The sequence below is a fragment of the Xanthobacter autotrophicus ATCC 700552 genome, assembly GCF_043194565.1.
GTDB classification, from domain to species: Bacteria; Pseudomonadota; Alphaproteobacteria; order Rhizobiales; family Xanthobacteraceae; genus Xanthobacter; species Xanthobacter autotrophicus_F.
In genome coordinates this window covers 1-17,562 of sequence record NZ_JBAFVS010000027.1, presented here as the reverse complement: position 1 = coordinate 17,562, position 17,562 = coordinate 1, and the positions used below count along the sequence as shown (strand labels likewise).

The 17,562-nt window shown below is 66.6% G+C and carries 19 protein-coding genes; 18 read left to right on the top strand and 1 reads right to left on the bottom strand.

Annotation, left to right across the window (positions count from 1 at the left end; genetic code table 11):
* Positions 1 to 77 precede the first annotated feature (77 nt).
* Both V5F48_RS20970 and V5F48_RS20965 read left to right on the top strand, forming a co-directional pair.
* On the top strand, positions 78 to 1,034 hold the full coding sequence (locus tag V5F48_RS20970; RefSeq protein ID WP_394085368.1) for an ArdC family protein: 957 nt from the start codon (positions 78 to 80) through the stop codon (positions 1,032 to 1,034).
* A complete protein-coding gene (locus V5F48_RS20965; RefSeq protein ID WP_394260237.1) occupies positions 1,034 to 1,960 on the top strand; it encodes a hypothetical protein in 927 nt (308 codons plus the stop codon). Before V5F48_RS20970 ends, V5F48_RS20965 begins: the two co-directional genes overlap by 1 nt.
* 21 nt (positions 1,961 to 1,981) lie before the next feature.
* Here V5F48_RS20965 and V5F48_RS20960 read toward each other — a convergent pair whose 3' ends face one another.
* Positions 1,982 to 2,293, bottom strand: a complete 312-nt coding sequence (locus V5F48_RS20960; RefSeq protein ID WP_394085369.1) for a hypothetical protein — start codon at positions 2,291 to 2,293, stop codon at positions 1,982 to 1,984.
* A gap of 436 nt (positions 2,294 to 2,729) precedes the next feature.
* Between V5F48_RS20960 and V5F48_RS20955 the strand changes: the two genes are divergently transcribed.
* From V5F48_RS20955 to V5F48_RS20880, 16 genes are all read left to right on the top strand, one after another.
* On the top strand, positions 2,730 to 4,853 hold the full coding sequence (locus V5F48_RS20955) for a ParB/RepB/Spo0J family partition protein (protein ID WP_394260230.1): 2,124 nt from the start codon (positions 2,730 to 2,732) through the stop codon (positions 4,851 to 4,853).
* Positions 4,854 to 5,174: 321 nt separating this feature from the next.
* Positions 5,175 to 5,441, top strand: coding sequence for a hypothetical protein (locus tag V5F48_RS20950; RefSeq protein ID WP_394260229.1), 267 nt, complete (start codon positions 5,175 to 5,177; stop codon positions 5,439 to 5,441).
* Positions 5,441 to 5,815 (top strand): hypothetical protein, encoded by a 375-nt coding sequence (locus tag V5F48_RS20945; RefSeq protein ID WP_394260228.1) that lies wholly within the window; start codon positions 5,441 to 5,443, stop codon positions 5,813 to 5,815. The genes V5F48_RS20950 and V5F48_RS20945 overlap by 1 nt, the downstream gene beginning before the upstream one ends.
* Before the next feature lie 68 nt (positions 5,816 to 5,883).
* Positions 5,884 to 6,522 carry a hypothetical protein gene (locus tag V5F48_RS20940; RefSeq protein ID WP_394260227.1) on the top strand — a complete coding sequence of 213 codons (639 nt, stop codon included), beginning with the start codon at positions 5,884 to 5,886 and terminating at the stop codon, positions 6,520 to 6,522.
* A 90-nt stretch (positions 6,523 to 6,612) separates the two neighbouring features.
* Positions 6,613 to 7,089 carry a DUF6878 family protein gene (locus V5F48_RS20935; protein WP_394260226.1) on the top strand — a complete coding sequence of 159 codons (477 nt, stop codon included), beginning with the start codon at positions 6,613 to 6,615 and terminating at the stop codon, positions 7,087 to 7,089.
* Positions 7,090 to 7,099: 10 nt separating this feature from the next.
* Positions 7,100 to 7,477 carry a DUF6915 family protein gene (locus tag V5F48_RS20930; protein ID WP_213375361.1) on the top strand — a complete coding sequence of 126 codons (378 nt, stop codon included), beginning with the start codon at positions 7,100 to 7,102 and terminating at the stop codon, positions 7,475 to 7,477.
* A gap of 2 nt (positions 7,478 to 7,479) precedes the next feature.
* The gene (locus V5F48_RS20925) at positions 7,480 to 7,674 is read left to right on the top strand and encodes a hypothetical protein (protein ID WP_213375218.1); all 195 of its coding nucleotides are present in this window, start codon (positions 7,480 to 7,482) and stop codon (positions 7,672 to 7,674) included.
* A gap of 112 nt (positions 7,675 to 7,786) precedes the next feature.
* Positions 7,787 to 8,533 carry a hypothetical protein gene (locus V5F48_RS20920; RefSeq protein ID WP_394085375.1) on the top strand — a complete coding sequence of 249 codons (747 nt, stop codon included), beginning with the start codon at positions 7,787 to 7,789 and terminating at the stop codon, positions 8,531 to 8,533.
* Between the two features lie 72 nt (positions 8,534 to 8,605).
* Positions 8,606 to 8,848: a DUF6117 family protein gene (locus V5F48_RS20915; RefSeq protein WP_394015641.1), complete on the top strand. Its 243-nt coding sequence runs from the start codon at positions 8,606 to 8,608 to the stop codon at positions 8,846 to 8,848.
* A 150-nt stretch (positions 8,849 to 8,998) separates the two neighbouring features.
* Positions 8,999 to 9,298 (top strand): DUF4326 domain-containing protein, encoded by a 300-nt coding sequence (locus V5F48_RS20910; protein ID WP_394015642.1) that lies wholly within the window; start codon positions 8,999 to 9,001, stop codon positions 9,296 to 9,298.
* 280 nt (positions 9,299 to 9,578) lie between these two features.
* A complete protein-coding gene (locus tag V5F48_RS20905; RefSeq protein WP_394085376.1) occupies positions 9,579 to 9,776 on the top strand; it encodes a hypothetical protein in 198 nt (65 codons plus the stop codon).
* 145 nt (positions 9,777 to 9,921) lie between these two features.
* Positions 9,922 to 14,292, top strand: coding sequence for a strawberry notch-like NTP hydrolase domain-containing protein (locus V5F48_RS20900; RefSeq protein ID WP_394085377.1), 4,371 nt, complete (start codon positions 9,922 to 9,924; stop codon positions 14,290 to 14,292).
* Between the two features lie 15 nt (positions 14,293 to 14,307).
* Positions 14,308 to 15,369, top strand: a complete 1,062-nt coding sequence (locus tag V5F48_RS20895) for a DUF7146 domain-containing protein (RefSeq protein WP_394015645.1) — start codon at positions 14,308 to 14,310, stop codon at positions 15,367 to 15,369.
* Positions 15,370 to 15,705: 336 nt separating this feature from the next.
* Entirely contained in the window at positions 15,706 to 16,638 is a 933-nt protein-coding gene (locus V5F48_RS20890) for a DUF2493 domain-containing protein (protein WP_394015646.1), read from the top strand.
* 72 nt (positions 16,639 to 16,710) lie between these two features.
* Entirely contained in the window at positions 16,711 to 16,971 is a 261-nt protein-coding gene (locus V5F48_RS20885; protein ID WP_213375205.1) for a type II toxin-antitoxin system Phd/YefM family antitoxin, read from the top strand.
* The gene (locus V5F48_RS20880; protein ID WP_394015648.1) at positions 16,961 to 17,380 is read left to right on the top strand and encodes a hypothetical protein; all 420 of its coding nucleotides are present in this window, start codon (positions 16,961 to 16,963) and stop codon (positions 17,378 to 17,380) included. The genes V5F48_RS20885 and V5F48_RS20880 overlap by 11 nt, the downstream gene beginning before the upstream one ends.
* The last annotated feature ends 182 nt before the right edge of the window (positions 17,381 to 17,562 follow it).

The following is a 17,562-nucleotide window of genomic DNA, read 5'->3' as shown; positions in this document are numbered from 1 at the left end:
AGGGTGGCCGGTCCGGCCGTGACGGGTCGAGGGACCAGCGAGAGTGGCTCGCGGCCGGCCCGTCGCGGAGACCCGCCATGGACCATGCAGCCACCCGCCGGCGCCCTGCCCCGAACCGGGCGTCACTCTACCAGGACATCACCGACCGCATCATCGCCGAATTGGAGGCCGGCCGCGTCCCCTGGGTCCAGCCCTGGTCCGCCGCCGCCGCCCCGCTGGCCATGCCGCGAAACGCCACGACGGGGCGAAAATACTCCGGTATCAACATCCTCATTCTCTGGCACACCGTCATCGAGCACGGCTTCAGCACCCAGCACTGGCTCACCTTCCGCCAGGCGCTCGGGCTCGGCGGCAGCGTGCGCAAGGGCGAGCATGGCACCACCGTCGTCTATGCCAGCCGCTTCACGCCGGGCGAGGACAATGCGCGCGGCAGCCGGGACCGTGACGGGCGCGGCGGCATCCCCTTCCTGAAGCGCTTCACCGTCTTCAACGCCGACCAGTGCGACGGTCTCCCCGACACGCTGACGGCGCCGGTGCCCGCTGTTCCCGACGCCGTCGTGCCGCCGGCGATCGACGCCCTCATCAAGGCCAGCGGCGCCGATTTTCGTCTCGGCGGCGACCAGGCCTTTTACGACACCCGGCACGACTACGTCCAAGTGCCACGTCCTGGCGCCTTCCACGTCCCGATCAATTTCGCCCGCACCGCCGCCCATGAGCTGTCGCATTGGACGGGAGCCAGGAAACGTCTCGGGCGCGACCAGAGCGGAGCGTTCGGCTCCAAGCCCTACTTCATCGAGGAATGCGTGGCCGAGCTCTCGGCCGCCTTCGTCTGCGCGTCGCTCGGCATCGTCCCGACCGTTCGGCATGCAGATTATCTCGGCGCGTGGCTGGACATCGTTCGCGAGGACAACCGCGCCATCGTCCGTGCCGCCAGCGCCGCCTCGAAAGCGGCCGACTATCTGCTGGCCTTCCTTCCCGAAGCCGCCAGCCTCGCCGACCAGGACATGGACGGCGCCGAGCAGGAGGCGGCGTGATGCACGGCCTCCCTGTCAAGAACGACCCGGCGGAGCCGCTTCGTATCCTCAGCCTCGGCGCCGGCGTCCAGTCGACCACTCTCGCCCTGATGGCGGCGCATGGCGAAATAGGCCCCCTCCCCCACTGCGCGATCTTTGCCGACACCGGCTGGGAACCACGCGCGGTCTATGATCATCTTGCCTGGCTCCGTTCGGAGGCGGTCCTGCCATTTCCGGTGCATGTTGTCGCGGCCGGCAATCTCCGCGAGGATCTCCTGGACGGCGCCCGCGGCCTGCGATGGGCTTCGATTCCCGCTTTCACCCGCACCGTGACGCCCGCTGGCGCCCCGATCGCCGTCTATGGCGAAGATGAGGATGGCGAAGACGTCCAGATCGGCGAGCGGGTCCTCGCGACCGATCTCGTCGACGTCGGCATGATCCGCCGCCAATGCACGTCAGAGTACAAGATCGTGCCCATCCGCAGGAAGGTCCGGGAGCTCGCAGGTCTCACCGGCCGACACTCGCCGAACCACGCTGTCGTCGAACAGTGGATCGGCATCTCGCTAGACGAAGTGGTCCGGATGAAGCCGAGCCGGGAAGCCTGGCAGGTCAATCGCTGGCCCCTGATCGAGCGGCGGATGACTCGCTGGGATTGCCTGCGCTGGCTCGATCGGCACGGATATCCTCGACCGCCGAAGAGCAGCTGCATCGGGTGTCCGTTCCACAGCGACGCCATGTGGCGCGCTCTTCGCGACCACGACGCGGAAGGGTGGCGTGACGCGGTCACCGTCGACCGCGCGATTCGAACAGGCATGCGGGGCATGCGCGCCGAGCTCTACCTCCATCGTTCGGCCGTTCCGCTGGAGCAGGCGGATCTGTCGACCGCCGCCGACCGCGGTCAGCAGGATCTCTTCGCGAACGAATGCGAAGGCCTGTGCGGCGTCTGAGCCGATGATCTCAACTCCGCTTCAATGCGACGAAGCTAAATCACAGCAGGCCGATAATTCTTCTGCCGGCAACGCAATAACATGGCCGGCGGGAACAAATCCAAGTTCGTCACAGAGATCACGGAACGCGATCCGACGTGATTCTTTCTCGGCTTCGGCAGCGACACAGACTTGCACACGCTCGTTCTCGCACAGATCTGAAGGGCTGCAGATTGCGCAGTTCATCCGGTGCAGCGTGCGCTCCCACGCGACCAGCGCCATCAGATAGGCGCGGTGCGCGGCGACGGCGCGCTCCTCCAGGGAACCCGGCTCGGGTGCGACGGCTTTTGCCACGCCTCGGTCTCCCACTCCCAGGGCATGTGTCTGCGGTCCGCCCCCGCAAACATGCCCTCGACCACCCATGATCGGGGAGTTGGAAAACCGAGAGTACCCGGTCCCTACGACCTTTAGCACCCGGGGGCGCCTGGACATACGTCGCAGGCTCCCCGACCGCATGGTCAAGGAATCCGGCGCCGTAACGGCCGGCGCCAAACCGGTACTCTTGGGGTTTCCACGCCCCAGGGCGGCGCGTACCGCCCCGCAGCTTTCATACCGAGTCGGGGCGCTCGGTTCCAGATCGTTGTTCGGCCGTCAACATTTCCGTCGCGGGCGCCGGCCGGGCTGCGGCCGTTCGTGCCCGAGCCGAGAGCGAGAGAGGGGCCGGGTCACTTCGTGACGGATCAGGAGGCGGGGAGAGAGGCTCCCGGCCGGTCCGCCACGGAGAACGAACATGGCACCTGCCATCCAGAAGATCGTCCTGAACGGCGCCCGGGACATCGCCTTCAACAAGCTGATCCTGTCCCAGGCGAATGTTCGCCGGATCAAGGCCGGCGTGAGCGTCGAGGAACTGGCGGAGGATATCGCCCGCCGCAAGCTGTTGCAGAGCCTGAATGTCCGCCCCGTGCTCGACGAGGAGGGAACCGAGACCGGCATGTACGAGGTTCCCGCCGGCGGCCGCCGCTATCGTGCCCTCGAACTCCTCGTGAAGCAGAAGCGCCTCGCCAAGACTGCGTTGGTGCCCTGCGTCGTCGGGGACGCCTCGTCCGGCACCTCGGCGGAGGAGGATTCGCTTGCCGAGAACGTCCAGCGCCAGGCGCTCCACCCGCTCGACCAGTTCCGCAGCTTCAAGGCCCTGATCGACAAGGGCCTTAGCGAGGAGGAGATCGCCGCACGCTTCTTCGTGCCGGTCAATGTCGTCAAGCAGCGGCTGCGGCTCACGACCATCTCGGAAAAGCTGCTCGAGGTCTATGCGGCCGAGGATATGACGCTGGAGCAGCTCACCGCGTTCAGCGTCTCCTCGGACCATGCCCGCCAGGAGCAGGTCTGGGACAGCCTGTCCCGTTCCTACAACAAGGAGGCCTATTACATCCGCAGGCTTCTCACCGAGAGCGCGGTGCGCGTCAGCGACCGTCGCGCTCAGTTCGTCGGAATCGAGGCTTACGAGGCCGCCGGCGGCGTGGTGATGCGTGATCTCTTCACCGACGATCATGGCGGCTGGCTGCAGGATCCGGCGCTTCTCGACCGGCTGGTCGACGACAAGCTCAAGGTGGAGGCGCAGGCCATCGCGAGCGAGGGCTGGAAATGGGTCTCGGCGGCACTCGACTTCAAGTACGGCTACGCAAACGGCCTGCGCCGTCTGGTTGGTGAACCGATCGACATGTCGGCGGATGAGCTTGCGGGCTACGAGGCGCTCAAGGCCGAGTTCGATGCGCTGAACGAGCAGTATGACGGCGCCGACGAGCTTCCCGACGAGGTCGACGAGCGCTTCGGCGAGTTGGAGACGGCGATCGCCGCCTTTGAGGATCGCCCGCTTCGCTACGATACGGCCGAGATCGCGCGCGCCGGCGTGTTCGTCAGTATCGATGAGGATGGTGCGCTCGAGATCGAGCGTGGCTTCGTCAGGCCGGACGACGAGGTAGCCCCTGACGCCGATGCCGGCTCGGAGATCGGGGGCGACAACCCCGGTGCGGGCGTTCGTGCATCTACCTCGCAGGCGGCGATCACCGTCGGCGGCGAGCCCGCAGGCGAGAGCGGCGGCGCGGAGTCGGAACCGGAGGAGGACGCCCTCCGTCCGCTTTCCGAGCGTCTGATCATCGAGCTGACGGCGCATCGCACGCTGGCCCTGCGCGAGGCGGTCGGGGCGAATTTCGACACGGCCTTCCTCGCGGTGCTGCACGTGCTCGTGCTGAACGCCTTCTACCGCTATGCGTCGGACACCTGCGTCGAGATCACCGCCAAGAGCACCGGCTTCACGGCTCAGGCACCGGGCCTGAAGGACACGCCGTCCGCCAAGGCGATCGGCGAGCGGCACGAAGAATGGCAGAAGCACCTGCCGGAGAAGTCGGCAGACCTGTGGAATGCCCTGGTCGCTTTCGACGGCGACAGCCGCCAGGCGCTCTTCGCGTACTGCGCGTCGCTCTCGGTGAACGCCGTGCATGAGCCCTGGAACCGCAACAAGGACCGGCAGGCTCACGCCGATCATCTGGCGCGCGCCGTGACGCTGGACATGGCGGCGGTCGGCTGGGTTCCCACCGTCGAGAACTATCTCGGCCGCGTGCCCAAGGTCCGGATCCTCGAGGCGGTTCGCGAGGCGAAGGGCGAGCAGTCCGCCCAGCTCATCGACCACCTGAAGAAGGCCGACATGGCGGCGGAAGCCCAGCGCCTGCTCGCCGATTCCAGCTGGCTTCCCGAGCCGCTGCGCACGCGCGAGATGTCCGACGAGGAACTCGACGCATCGGCCGGCGACGCGGGCGACGAGGACCTGCCTGAATTCCTCGCCGGCGACATCGATGCCGACGAAGGCGCGGATGGCGATCCCGACGGCGAGCTCGAACACCTCGACGCGGCCGAGTGATCCGCTGACACGCCGGGGCGGCATCGGTCGCCCCGGCACTTTCTCACCCATCATCCCGCAGACGAGCCCGGCCCCGCGCCGGGCTTCGTCGTTTCTGGAGCTCATCATGTCCGCGAAAGCGATCTACGACAACGCGCCGCTCGGCGCCCTCATCCGGTTCTCCGACGGCCGCCCGCACGTTTCACCAGGAAGCTCGCAGCGTGGGAGCGGTCAAACGGCGTCGGCCGGCTCATCCGCAAGTCCCCGCCCTTCGGAACCGGCCGGTTCGCCTGGCCCGCTACCATCACCTTGCATGAGGGCGACATCGGCGGTGCCAGCGTCATGCTCGTCATCGTCCACCGCACCCATGGCATCGACAGCGCCTTGCAGTTCAAGGTGATCGACGTTCCGAAGCCGGATAGCTGGCGCATCGTGCGGCCCTATGGCGAAGCCGTCGAGCTTCTCCATCTCGCCGATGACCGCGCCGCGGCCGATGCCTGGCTCAGGCAGAACCGACACCCCGGGGCCCGCATCGAGCTGGTCGACGACCTCGGCGATGCATCCGCCGACGCCGACGCATCGGGGTCTCCGGCGCAGGAGGCCGTGTGATGGACTGGTACGCCGACTGCTCCTATCACGCTGAACGTAAGCGCCGGTTCCACGCGACGGCCCGAGCGCGCCTGCGCCAGCTCGTCGCTGAATTGCGCCTTCCTGCCGGCCGCTTCGATCTACGCTCGAACCAGGGCGGCATCGCCGTCTCGGGCGAAATCACTCTCCATGGCGAGCAGATCTATGTGCAGGTCTGCCAGCCGGTGACCCGCGCCGACACCGGCATTCTCATTCGCACCTGTCGCGATCGCCGCGACTATACCGGCGGTGCCAATCACTTCGCGCCGCTGTCCCTGCTCGACGACATACCCGCCCTCGCCGCGCAGGTTCGCGCCGTGATGGCCACCGGACCGGGCGCATCGCGCGCCGCCTGATGTCCCATCCCCATCAACCTGGCAGCCCGGCAGCGATGCCGGGCTGCTTTCGTTTCAGGAGCACGACGATGCCCGCCTTCACCATCGAGACCACCTACCACCTGCCGGTTTTCCGGCATCAGACTTACGAGGCCGAGACGCTCGCACAGGCGTGCCGTCTGGCCATCGAGGACGACGACTGGTCGCGCGAGCAGCGCGACTATGAGAGCGCCGGAGAGACCTATGTGTCCGGCATCTGGCCCGGCGTCGACGCCGCCTATTATGGCGTCGCGTTGCCGGTGCCGAGCCACTTCGGCGAGGGCGTCACTCGCAAGGCCGATCATTTCGAGATCCTGCTCGGGCTGCTGAAACTGCTCGCCCAGGACCGCGATCTCGATGGGCAGGAAAGATCCTACTGGATTCCGCGCGCCCATGCGGCGATCGCCAAGGGCGAAGCGATCCTTGCCGGCGCCCGCGACCCCGATATCGGCGACATCCCGCCGACCGGTTTCGTCGTCGCCCGCGTGATCAACAGCTTCGGCGAACAGGACTACCTGTGCGGCTGGGACCCCGAATGGGGAACACGCGCTTCCCTGTCGATTGCACGGGCGTTTCGCTTTCTCGAGCGCAGGGACGCCGACGCCGCTTGCGAACGTGCTCGCCTGCTGGTGCCGACCTTCGTCGACGGACGACCCGTCGAATACCAGGTGATCCCGGCGCCGCCGTGATCGACCGCGGTTTGTCCTGTGCACACTTCTCCTCAAGCGTCCCCAACCCGCCCGGCTTCGAGCCGGGCTTTTCATTTTCAGGAGCCCATCATGACCAAGGACAACCCTACGCCGATCACGCCGGCCGGCCTCGACGACTGGTCGAGCAAACTCGACGAAAGCCATCGGCAGGCCGTTGATCGTCTCACATCGAACAAGGAGACGCTGTTCGACGCGCTCGCGGCCGCCGGCATCACCAGTGTCGCCGTCAATTTCGACGGCTATGGCGATAGTGGGCAGATCGAGAGCATCGACGCCCTCGCGGGAGCCGAGGCCGTCTCGCTTCCGGACACCCTGGTCGAAATAGCCGGGCTTGCGTGGGGTGAGCCGGAAGCCAGGACGCAGTTGCTGTCGCTGCGGGCCGCCATCGAGGAACTCGCCTACGACTTCCTCGGCCAGACCCATGGCGGATGGCCGGACGGCGACGGCGCCTATGGCGATTTCACATTCGACGTCGAACAGCGGTCGATCAGCCTCGACTACAACGAGCGCTACAGCGCCACCGAAAACTACGTCCACGAGTTCTGAGGAGGCGACGATGGCACATCCCTATCACCACGCCCTGTCCTCGGTGAAGAAATGGGGCGGAACGGTCGAGGACTATCTCGCAATTCATAGCTGGTTCGATGCATCGAAGCAGATCACCGCGGACTTTCGCCACCGCGCCTTGCGGCACCACGCCGAGGGCATCTTCATGGCGGAGACCATTTTCGGCACCACGATCACGCTCTCGACCGGCCGTGTGATCCCGACCCGCTGGGTCGGCGAACAGCACGTTCAGGAGGATCTCGGCTTCATCCCGTCCTTCGCCGATTGGGTTCGGACCATCCGCCCGGAGCCCTGGATGGGGCGCGCGCAGCGCCTTGAACTCCAGGTCGATCCCGCCCTGGCGGCAGCGAGCACGGAGGCGGCCTGATCATGTACGGCACTTATCTTCGGCTCGACATCACCGTTCATGCGAGCTGGCAAGCCGTCGTCCGCGCCGCGTCTCGCAAGCTCGCGCGACAAGCCCGGCACGATCCCGCCAAGCGTGCCCAGCGCAAGCAGTTCTATCGCGTGATGCTCGAACATCACCGCAACGCTCAGGAGCTCGTCCGCACATTCCGCCTGTGACGCGCTCGTCGTCCACCATCGCGATCCGTCGCATCCGCCGATGCGAACACGTCGTCCGTCCTTTCCGCTTCCCGGCCCTCACGCCAGGCTTTTCATTTCAGGAGCAGACCTAATGGCTGACTATCACTCTCCCACGGTGATCCAACCGACCATCCCCAGTGCCGACATGACGGCGCTCGAGCGCTTGATCCTCGGCCACATCTTCGACACCGAGGCGGACGGAGACGGTCTGTACCTCTTCGCCGAGATCGGTCCGAGCGACAGCTTCGAGCTCCCGGTTCCAGACCTTCGGCGTGCGATCGCCGCCTCGGCCGACACCGAGAGTACCGTGAACGCCTATATCTCTGAAAGGATCGCGGCGCTCACCGATGACGACACCCATGTCGAGATCGACCTCAGCGGGATGTCGTGGGAATTCATCCTGCAGGACATCGTCCGGCGCTCGCCGACCCTCGACCATGTCACCGCCATCTCCGCCTTCACCTGCACCCGGATGCGTCCGGACGGTTTCGGTGGCATGGCCGTCGTCATCACGGCTGACGCCATCCGTGGCAAATCCACCAACGACATCGTCGAGGACTTCCTTGGAGACGATGCGCATGATGCCCTCTATGCCGGCACGCATGTTCTTCTTCGTGTCCGCGAGCACGCGGTCAAGGAGCAGATTGCCGAGGCGATCGGGGCCGACCCCGATCTCACCTCGATCAACCCGGACGCGGTGACCGAGAGCGACATTCGCTCCGCCTGTCTCGATGTCGTCGCTTGCAGCGATCTGTCGGAAGAACAAGGCGCCGCCGAGTTTCGCGCGGCGGTCGCGGCCATTCGTGCCGCCGAGAGGCGCGATCAGGCGCCCGGCTGACCTCCCCTTCCCTGCTCACGCCTCCGTTTGCGCCCGGCCACTGTGCCGGGCTTTTGATTCAGGAGACCTGCCATGGCTATACCCGACCATGCACGCGCGAACTTCCAGACGCTCCTGCGGGCCGCCCGCGACGGAAACCTCGCTTTGCTGGAATGTGCTGACGCGGTGACCGGTGCGCCGCGATACGTGATCTGTGCCGTCGGTCGCGACGGCGCCGACTTCACGATGACCCCCTTTGGTCGTCTCGCCGATGCGGACCCCTACGACGCCTATCTGCCGCCTCTCGAACCGCCGGCGACGTCGCCGTCGACCTGACGCGCCCGCAACAGGTCCTGTCTGGACGCCGCACTTTGCGGGTCAACGGACACGCCGTTTCCGCCCCGACCATGAGGTCGAGCGTGACCTGCAAAGCCTGGCTGCGTCCCGCCGACATGCCGTTGCAGCGCGGATCAGGAGGTGACGGCGATGTGCAAGGTTCTCAACAAGCACAAGGTCGGCGTCCCGCACGGCGCCATCTATATCGGCCGCGGGACAAAGTGGGGCAATCCATTCAGGATTGGCCCCGATGGCGATCGTGCGACCGTCATCGCGAAACATGAGCGCTGGCTGCATGACCAGCATCATCTTCTTCGAGCTCTCGACGAGCTTCGCGGTCACGATCTCGTCTGCTTCTGCGCGCCGGCAGCGTGCCATGGCGACCTCCTGCTGCGGCTCGCCAGCGCGACGCGCGAGGAGCGCATCGCCTGGTGGCGCCAGGCGGCCTAACGCCGCCGATTCATCACGTACCCATGGAGGCGTCCCCGCTGTTCCGGCGCGATCCGGCATAGTTCCGGTTCCGGCATACCGTCTGTCCTGGCGGTCATCTTGCCCATGCCCCGTGTATGAGCCGTGGCCATCCCTTCCATTGCCACCTTGGTAGCGGTCTCGCCGGCTGTGTCGGTCAACCCGCGAGGGGTTCCCCTCGTCTACTCGGTGACCGCGCCGTCCAGCCCTCTCCTATGGCGTCATCGGGAATGACCCCGACCAATTTCAGAAAGACTGGATCATGAGCAGGACGACCATGCAGACGCCGCCGTACCATCCCGACGATATCGCAGTGTGGCCGGATGGGGCGTGGGCGACGCTCGGAGAGGTGTGGCGCGGCGAGTTCAGCCACCGATCCGACGACTTCGAAATTGTCCGTCTCGAAGATGTCGCGAGGCTGAAAGAGCTTGGCCTGGCTGATGACTTCGATGTTTCCTGACCCGCCGCGCGCTGGCCGCCGCCAAGTGCCGCGGCCAGGCGTGCCGACCCGAGAGTGAGAGAAAGGCCGGAACGGGGGGATCCGGCCGGGACTGAGAGAGAGCGACCGGCGGATTGCCCGTCCCAGCTCTCCCGGATCGTCCCACATGAACGGCCTTTCCCCCTCGTCTGCAGCGGGTGCCGCTGTATCTCCGGCTCCCGCCTCGTCCGCCCCATTGACTGCAGCCCAAATTCTTGCGGCCGCCGAGTTCCTTCTGCCAGAGCTCGCACGCGGGCGCCGCATCACCACCCCCATTCTCCGCAGTGCGATGGAGGCGGCCACCGGCGGCTCGGATTCGGATGGCAGGTGGCTCTGGCGCGACGCCTATGAGGCCTGCGAGGCCGCGCAGGTCCTGTTCCTGCGCAAGTATGGCCCGGCCATGCGCCGGCAGGCGGCAAAGCCCGCGGCGCTTCTCGCGATGCTCTCGCGCGTCGCGGCGCTGCTGCCGACCCAGACCCGTCGCTCCGAGGAAAGCCAGAGCTTTCAGCAGTTCTCGACGCCGATCGACCTCGGCTTCGTCGCGGCTGTTGCCGCTGGCGTCACGGACGGGGACGTCGTGCTCGAACCCTCGGCCGGCACCGGGCTCCTCGCCATTCTTGCGGAGCAGCCTGGCGTGAGCATGATGCTCAACGAGCTTGCCGCGACGCGCGCGGATCTGCTCGGGATGCTGTTTCCTTCGGTCACGGTCACGCACCACGATGCGGCCCAGATCGATGATCGGCTCGACGAGGGCAGTGGCCCCACCGTCGTCCTGATGAACCCGCCATTCTCCGTTGCCGCTCATGTCGATGGGACAGTGCGGGACGCCGCGTTCCAGCATCTCGTGTCTGCCTTCGCGAGGTTGAGGGACGGCGGCCGACTGGTCGCGATCACCGGAGCGAGCATGGCGCCGGATGCGCCACGGTGGCGCGACGGCTTCATCCGCCTCCAGGAACGTGGGCGCGTCGTGTTCTCCGCAGCCATTGACGGCCGCGTCTACGCGCCTCACGGCACGACGATCGAGACGAGGCTGACGGTCATCGACAAGGTGCCAGCCGAGGATGCGAGCGCGTTTCCGGTCTCGCCCGGTGCCGCGTCCGACGTCGGCATGCTGCTGGACTGGATCGCCGAGCGGCTGCCGAAGCGCGCGCCCATTGGGATGGCGGCGGCTCGCTCGTCCTCCCCGTCGATCGTCAGGCAGCCGCGCCAGATCCCATCGACCGCGTCGCGTCCACTTCGTTCGACCATGCTGCCGGCGCCTGACGAGCCGGTTGTCGAGCTCGCATACGAGACCGTGGATTGGGCGCCGACCGAGCGCGGCAGCCTCTCGGACGCGATCTATGAGGGCTACGCGCTGCAATCGATCCGGATTCCGGACGCGATGCCGCATCCGACCCTTCTGGTGCAATCGGCGGCAATGGCCTCGGTCGCGCCGCCCAAGCCGGCCTGTCGCCCGCGGCTCCCCGCGAAAGTGATCACCGAGGGCCTGCTCTCCGACGCGCAGCTGGAGAGCGTGATCTATGCCGGCGAGGCCCATGCGGGTCATCTCGCGGGGTCCTGGACGGTCGATGCGACCTATGACGTGGTCGCCGCGGCGCCAGACGATGCCGAGAACGCGGTTCGTTTCAGGCGCGGCTGGTTCCTCGGCGACGGGACGGGGGCCGGTAAGGGCCGCCAGGTCGCCGGCGTCCTGCTCGACAATTGGCTGCACGGCCGTCGGCGCGCCGTCTGGGTCTCGAAGTCGGACAAGCTGCTGGAAGATGCGCAGCGCGACTGGTCGGCCCTCGGCCAGGAACGTCTCCTGGTCACGCCACTGTCGCGGTTTCGCCAGGGCTCGGCGATCCGCCTCGACGAAGGCATCCTGTTCACCACCTACGCCACGATCCGCTCGCAGGAGCGCGAGGGTAAGGTCAGCCGCGTCCAGCAGATCGTCGACTGGCTCGGCAAGGACTTCGATGGCGTGATCGTGTTCGACGAGGCCCACGCCATGGCCAACGCCGCCGGCGGCAAGACCGAGCGCGGCGACCAGGCGGCCTCGCAGCAGGGCAAGGCCGGACTGCGGCTGCAGCACGCGTTGCCGGACGCCCGCATCCTCTACGTCTCGGCGACGGGCGCGACGACCGTCGAGAACCTGGCCTACGCCCAGCGCCTCGGCCTGTGGGGCGGCACCGACTTCCCCTTCGCCAATCGCGCGGAATTCGTCGCCGCCATCGAAGACGGTGGCGTCGCCGCGATGGAGGTGCTGGCGCGCGACCTGAAGGCGCTCGGGCTCTACGCCGCGCGGTCGCTCTCCTATGAGGGCGTCGAATATGAGCTCGTCGAGCATCAGCTCACCCCCGATCAGATCCGCATCTACGATGCTTATGCCGGCGCCTTCCAGATCATCCACAACAACCTGCGCGCGGCGATGGAAGCCTCGAACATCCGCTCGAGCAAGGGCACGCTCAATGGCCAGGCGATGTCGGCCGCGCTCTCGGCGTTTGAAAGTTCGAAGCAGCGCTTCTTTAGCCACCTCATTACCGCGATGAAAACCCCGAGCCTGATCGCTGCCGTCGATCAGGATCTCGCCGCTGGCCACGCGGCGGTTATTCAGATCGTGTCGACCGGCGAGGCTCTGCTCGAGCGACGGCTCGCCGAGATCCCGACCGAGGACTGGGGCGATATCCAGGTCGACGTGACGCCGAGGGAATACGTGCTGGACTATCTCCAGCATTCCTTTCCGACGCAGCTTTTTCAGCCTTTCACGGACAGCGAGGGCAATCTGTCGTCGCGGCCGGTCTTCGAGGATGGCCATCCGGTGCAATGCCGCGAGGCCGTGGCGCGCCGCGACCGGATGATCGAGCATCTCGCGGGGCTCGATCCCGTCCAGAGCGCACTCGATCAGATCATCCAGCGCTTCGGGACGGATATTGTCGCAGAGGTCACCGGCCGGTCCCGCCGTATCGTGCGCAAGGCCGGCAAGGACGGCCTCGATCGCCTTGCCGTCGAAAATCGCCCGGGCTCCGCAAACCTCGCCGAGACGCAGGCGTTCATGGACGACGACAAGCGCATCCTCGTCTTCTCCGATGCGGGCGGCACCGGCCGCAGCTACCACGCCGAACTCTCGGCGCGGAACCGGCGCCTGCGCGTCCACTACCTCCTCGAGGCCGGGTGGAAAGCCGACACGGCCATCCAGGGCCTCGGGCGGACGAACCGCACCAATCAGGCGCAGCCGCCTCTCTTCCGTCCGGTTGCGACCAATGTGAAGGCGGAAAAGCGCTTCCTGTCGACGATCGCGCGCCGGCTCGACACGCTCGGCGCCATCACCAAGGGCCAGCGCCAGACCGGCGGCCAGGGCCTGTTCCGCGCCGATGACAATCTCGAATCGGCTTACGCGAAAGCGGCGCTGCGGCAATTCTATCTGCGCCTCCTCACTGGCAAGATCGACGGGTGCTCGCTGCAGCAGTTCGAGAGCGCCACGGGCCTTTCGCTGACCGATAGCGACGGATCGATCCGGGAGGAGCTGCCGGCGATCACCACCTTCCTGAACCGTTTGCTCGCTCTGACCATCGGCACGCAAAACCTGCTCTTCGATGTCTTCGAGACCATCCTGGTGGCGAAGATCGAGGGGGCCATTGCCTCGGGTCACTACGACGCCGGCGTCGAGACCGTGCGGGCCGACAGCATGGTCGTCGCCAAGCGCCGCACCGTCTACGTCCATGACGCCTCCGGCGCCGAAACCCGCGTCTTCACGATCGCGCGGAAGGATCGCAACGAGCCGATGTCGCTCGACGAGGCGTTGCAGCGCGTTGCCGAGCGTGATGCCAGGCTGCTGATCAATGCCAAGTCGAACCGCGCCGCCGTCCAGGTTTCCGCTGCGAGCCTGATGCTCGACGACGGCGAGGTGGAGCGCCGCGTCCGCCTGCTGCGGCCGACGGAGCGGCATGCGATCGGCCTCGACGCGCTGTCGCAGACGCATTGGGAGGAAGCGGATCGCGAGAGCTTCGTTGCGGCCTGGTCTGCCGAGATCGCGGACCTGCCGGAGTTCACGACGTCGACGTTTCATGTCGTCACCGGCCTTCTGCTCCCGATCTGGAAGCGAATCCCCGACGAGACCTGCAAGGTCTACCGCCTGCAGACCGATGACGGCGAGCGCGTCATCGGCCGGCTGATTTCGCCGGCGGCACTCTCGACGCTCTATCGCAATCTTGGCCAGGATGGCGCGCCGACGCTCACCACAGGGGAAGCATGGGAGGCGGTCTCGGCCGGCCGCGCCGTCCTGCAACTTGCCGACGGGCTCCAGCTTCGCCGGGTGCGCGTGATGAACGATCATCGCGTCGAGCTCACCGGGTTCACTGAGGGCATGCGGGACCGGCTCCGCGCGATGGGCCTTTTCAGCGAGATCATCGCCTGGAAGCTGCGCTTCTTCGTCCCGGTCGGCGTGTCGGGCTTCGATGTCGTTGGCCGGCTGCTGGATCGCCACCCGCTCACGACGGTCATCGACCGCGCGGCCGCTTGATCGGAGGCCGTCACGATGTCCTCCGCCAACTCGACCTCCGAGCTGGCACGCCGCCTCGCGCATCACGCCGAAGCGGTGTGCCGGCATTATCTCCGTGCCGGTCACAAGGAAGGTCGCTATTGGCTTGTCGGCGACACGCTCGGCACGCCGGGGCGATCCCTCTATGTCAGGCTCAGCGGCCCCGACTACGGCAAGGGTGCTGCCGGCAAGTGGACCGATGGCGCAACCGGTGAGCATGGCGACCTGCTGGATCTGATCGCACTCAACCGTGGCCTCACCGACATCCGCGACGCCAAGGATGAAGCGCGGGCTTTCCTCAGCCTGCCCCTGCCGGAGCCCCCTCCCCTATCTGGATCACGATTTTCGTCGAAGCCGCGCAATACCGCCGAGGCGGCACGGCGTCTGTTCGCCATGGCGCGCCCGATCGCCGACACGTGGGCCGATGGTTACCTGAAGCACCGTAGCATCGCCTCAGCGATCGTCGATGACCGGTTCCTTCGTTTCCATCCGCATTGCTATTATCGCGACCATGATGATGCACCGACACGCACGTTCCCGGCTCTGATCGCAGCCGTCACCGACGATCGCGGACGCATCACCGGCGTGCATCGCACCTGGCTTCATCCCTACGACATTGGCGAGAAAGCGCCGGTCGCGTCGCAGCGGCGGGCGATGGGAGACCTTCTCGGCAACGGCGTTCGCTTCGGCATGCGCTCCGACGAATCCAACCCGGTGATGGCGGCCGGCGAAGGCGTCGAGACCATGATGTCGCTGCGCATGGTCATGCCCAGGATGCCGATGATCGCTGGCCTGTCGGCCAACCACCTTGCCGCGATCCAGCTCCCGCCTTCGCTGGGGCGTCTCTACGTCGCTGTCGATGCTGATCCTGCCGGACGCAGTGGGATGGAACGGTTGAGCCGGCGTGCGCGGCAGCTCGGGATCGAGGTTCTGACGCTGTCGCCGAGGCTGGGCGATTTCAACGAAGACCTTCGACGGCTCGGCAGCCCCAGTCTCACTGAGGATCTGGGGTCTCAACTCGTCCCGCAGGACGGAGCGCGGTTCCTGCTCGCGGCGTGACGGAATGCGCCGGGAGGGGAAGAGGTGCGCGGCATCGGGGAGCCGGTCGTGCTGATCGCAGGAGATTGTCCCTTGGCGAGAGAGGGCCGCATCCATGGCCTTCTAGAGGGCGAGTGGGCGTCAGAGCGGCCGGGCCGGCAAGTGCGGTCGGCAACTGTTTTCCGCCGGCAGGCAAGCCTGCCTTTGCATCGCGAATCAAAACAGCCGCCGCCCTGCCCTCCTCCGCGATGCTCCGGCCGCCGCGCTGCGCTTGGCGGTGCAAGCCCGACCCCTCCGCCGCCTGATCGCCACGAAGGCCGCGATGGGCGCGGCCGCCGCCCCACGGAGGACATCCCCATGGCGATCGACCAGCACCCCGACGACGAGCCGATCCACGCTTCGTCCGCGACATCCCAGGTCATCCACGAACTGCAGCTCTACGGCCACCGTCCGCACCAGGACGAGCCCGATCCGAGACCCCTCCCCGACGAGCCCGTGGTCCGGGGCGCCCTCGCCGACATCTTCGATGCCCTCATCGCGACCCTGGCCGACACCCGGCTCGAGCCCGACCTCGAGGACCTGCTCTGGTCGACCGTCAACCTGTTCCACCGCGCGGCGGGCCGCATCCAGCGCGAGCTCGACCGCAATGAGGACGACCAGCGCAAGAGCCAGCAGGAACAGGACGGCTCGGAGGTGCGCTCCGTCGAACTCGAGCGCCTCATCGCCCAGGGCACGACCATGATCGAGCGCCGCGAGACCATGGAGTTCTTCCGTGAGCACGCGGCCGACCTCTTCGAGGCCCATGTCGGATCGGTGTGGCATCCGCGGACCGGTTCGAAGGTCAACCATCGCAACCTGACCGCCGCAGTCATAGACAGCCGGGACTTCCTCGCCGCCAAGCGCCGGATCGAGATCGAGCCTCTGATGCCGGCCGGCGTGAAGGTCGCCTTCGCCGGCGGCCTCGACTGCAACGACTACCAGGCGATCTGGGACGTGCTCGACAAGGTACATGCCAAACATACCGACTTGGTGCTGCTCCATGGCGGATCGACGAAGGGCGCGGAGTTCATCGCCTCAAGGTGGGCGGATGCGCGCAAGGTACCGCAAGTGTCCTTCAAGCCCGACTGGACGCGGCACGCCAAGGCGGCGCCTTTCAAGCGCAACGACGAATTGCTCAGGGCGCTGCCGATCGGCGTCGTTGTCTTCCCAGGCTCCGGGATCACCGACAACTTGGCCGACAAGGCGAAGGCGATGGGCATCCCGGTCTGGCGGTTCGGGGGCGGCGCGTGAGCGTCGGTTCCCTTGAAATCATGGGAAACATGGATATGATGGAAATCATGGATATTTTCGGGGAGCATTCACATGCGCGCCTTCACCACCAATGACCTCAACAAGCAGGTCGGCGAAGTCACCGATGCGGCGACGAAGTCGCCGATCGTCATCACGCGGCATCGCAAGCCCCGCTTCGTCATGATGAGCTACGAGCACTACCAGAAGATCAGGGGCGAAGGCGACCCCCGCCGCGCATACGCCGCCGGTGAAACGCCGGACGACGTCGCCTCGTTGTTCTCGGCTGAGCTCGACCGTCTGGCGACGGGCGAAGGCTACGACGATGACCGGTGACCTGCGTCCCGGCACGATCGTCCAGTATCCGTACCTCTGGAAGTGGCAGCAGGAACGCGGCGAGACGGAAGGTCGAAAGGATCGACCCGTCTGCGTTATCCTCGCAGTGCGCGGATCTGACGGTCTGACCCATCTTGCGCTCCTGGCGATTTCAAGCCGCCAACCGGGCTCCGAGCAGGTCGCGATCGAGGTTCCCGAAATCGAATGCCGGCGCGGCGGGCTCAGCGATCTCAAGCGGGCCTGGATCAGCGTCAGCGAGTACAATTATGATATCGCCGAGCGGTCCTTCTATCTCGATGCGGGCGAGCCCGCACTCGGACGTTTCAGTCGTTCCTTCATGATGAAACTTGCGAGCGCGGTGTCTCCCCTCTTCCGGGCCGGACAGGTGCGCATAGACCGCATCGACTAGGGGGTGTTACGGACTTGCCGGAAGGCTTCTGTGCCGACCGCGGAGCGCGTCGGCCTCTTCGCTCACGGCGGTTGCTGAGCGCCGGCCCCGCTTGCCGATGGTGCCCGGCAGCGGTTCTGGCGGGCCGATGTTGCCCAAGATGGGAATGACTCGTCGCCTTGCGAGTTGTCGGGGATGCGCCC

Bases quoted from the DNA above. Each gene is read 5' to 3' on its own strand.
- V5F48_RS20945 (WP_394260228.1), top strand. From the start codon at position 5,441: ATGGACTGGTACGCCGACTGCTCCTATCACGCTGAACGTAAGCGCCGG.
- V5F48_RS20950 (WP_394260229.1), top strand. From the start codon at position 5,175: ATGCTCGTCATCGTCCACCGCACCCATGGCATCGACAGCGCCTTGCAG.
- V5F48_RS20905 (WP_394085376.1), top strand. From the start codon at position 9,579: ATGAGCAGGACGACCATGCAGACGCCGCCGTACCATCCCGACGATATC.
- V5F48_RS20965 (WP_394260237.1), top strand. From the start codon at position 1,034: ATGCACGGCCTCCCTGTCAAGAACGACCCGGCGGAGCCGCTTCGTATC.
- V5F48_RS20890 (WP_394015646.1), top strand. From the start codon at position 15,706: ATGGCGATCGACCAGCACCCCGACGACGAGCCGATCCACGCTTCGTCC.
- V5F48_RS20910 (WP_394015642.1), top strand. From the start codon at position 8,999: ATGTGCAAGGTTCTCAACAAGCACAAGGTCGGCGTCCCGCACGGCGCC.
- V5F48_RS20925 (WP_213375218.1), top strand. From the start codon at position 7,480: ATGTACGGCACTTATCTTCGGCTCGACATCACCGTTCATGCGAGCTGG.
- V5F48_RS20915 (WP_394015641.1), top strand. From the start codon at position 8,606: ATGGCTATACCCGACCATGCACGCGCGAACTTCCAGACGCTCCTGCGG.
- V5F48_RS20970 (WP_394085368.1), top strand. From the start codon at position 78: ATGGACCATGCAGCCACCCGCCGGCGCCCTGCCCCGAACCGGGCGTCA.
- V5F48_RS20940 (WP_394260227.1), top strand. From the start codon at position 5,884: ATGCCCGCCTTCACCATCGAGACCACCTACCACCTGCCGGTTTTCCGG.
- V5F48_RS20935 (WP_394260226.1), top strand. From the start codon at position 6,613: ATGACCAAGGACAACCCTACGCCGATCACGCCGGCCGGCCTCGACGAC.
- V5F48_RS20880 (WP_394015648.1), top strand. From the start codon at position 16,961: ATGACCGGTGACCTGCGTCCCGGCACGATCGTCCAGTATCCGTACCTC.
- V5F48_RS20885 (WP_213375205.1), top strand. From the start codon at position 16,711: ATGCGCGCCTTCACCACCAATGACCTCAACAAGCAGGTCGGCGAAGTC.
- V5F48_RS20930 (WP_213375361.1), top strand. From the start codon at position 7,100: ATGGCACATCCCTATCACCACGCCCTGTCCTCGGTGAAGAAATGGGGC.
- V5F48_RS20955 (WP_394260230.1), top strand. From the start codon at position 2,730: ATGGCACCTGCCATCCAGAAGATCGTCCTGAACGGCGCCCGGGACATC.
- V5F48_RS20895 (WP_394015645.1), top strand. From the start codon at position 14,308: ATGTCCTCCGCCAACTCGACCTCCGAGCTGGCACGCCGCCTCGCGCAT.
- V5F48_RS20900 (WP_394085377.1), top strand. From the start codon at position 9,922: ATGAACGGCCTTTCCCCCTCGTCTGCAGCGGGTGCCGCTGTATCTCCG.
- V5F48_RS20920 (WP_394085375.1), top strand. From the start codon at position 7,787: ATGGCTGACTATCACTCTCCCACGGTGATCCAACCGACCATCCCCAGT.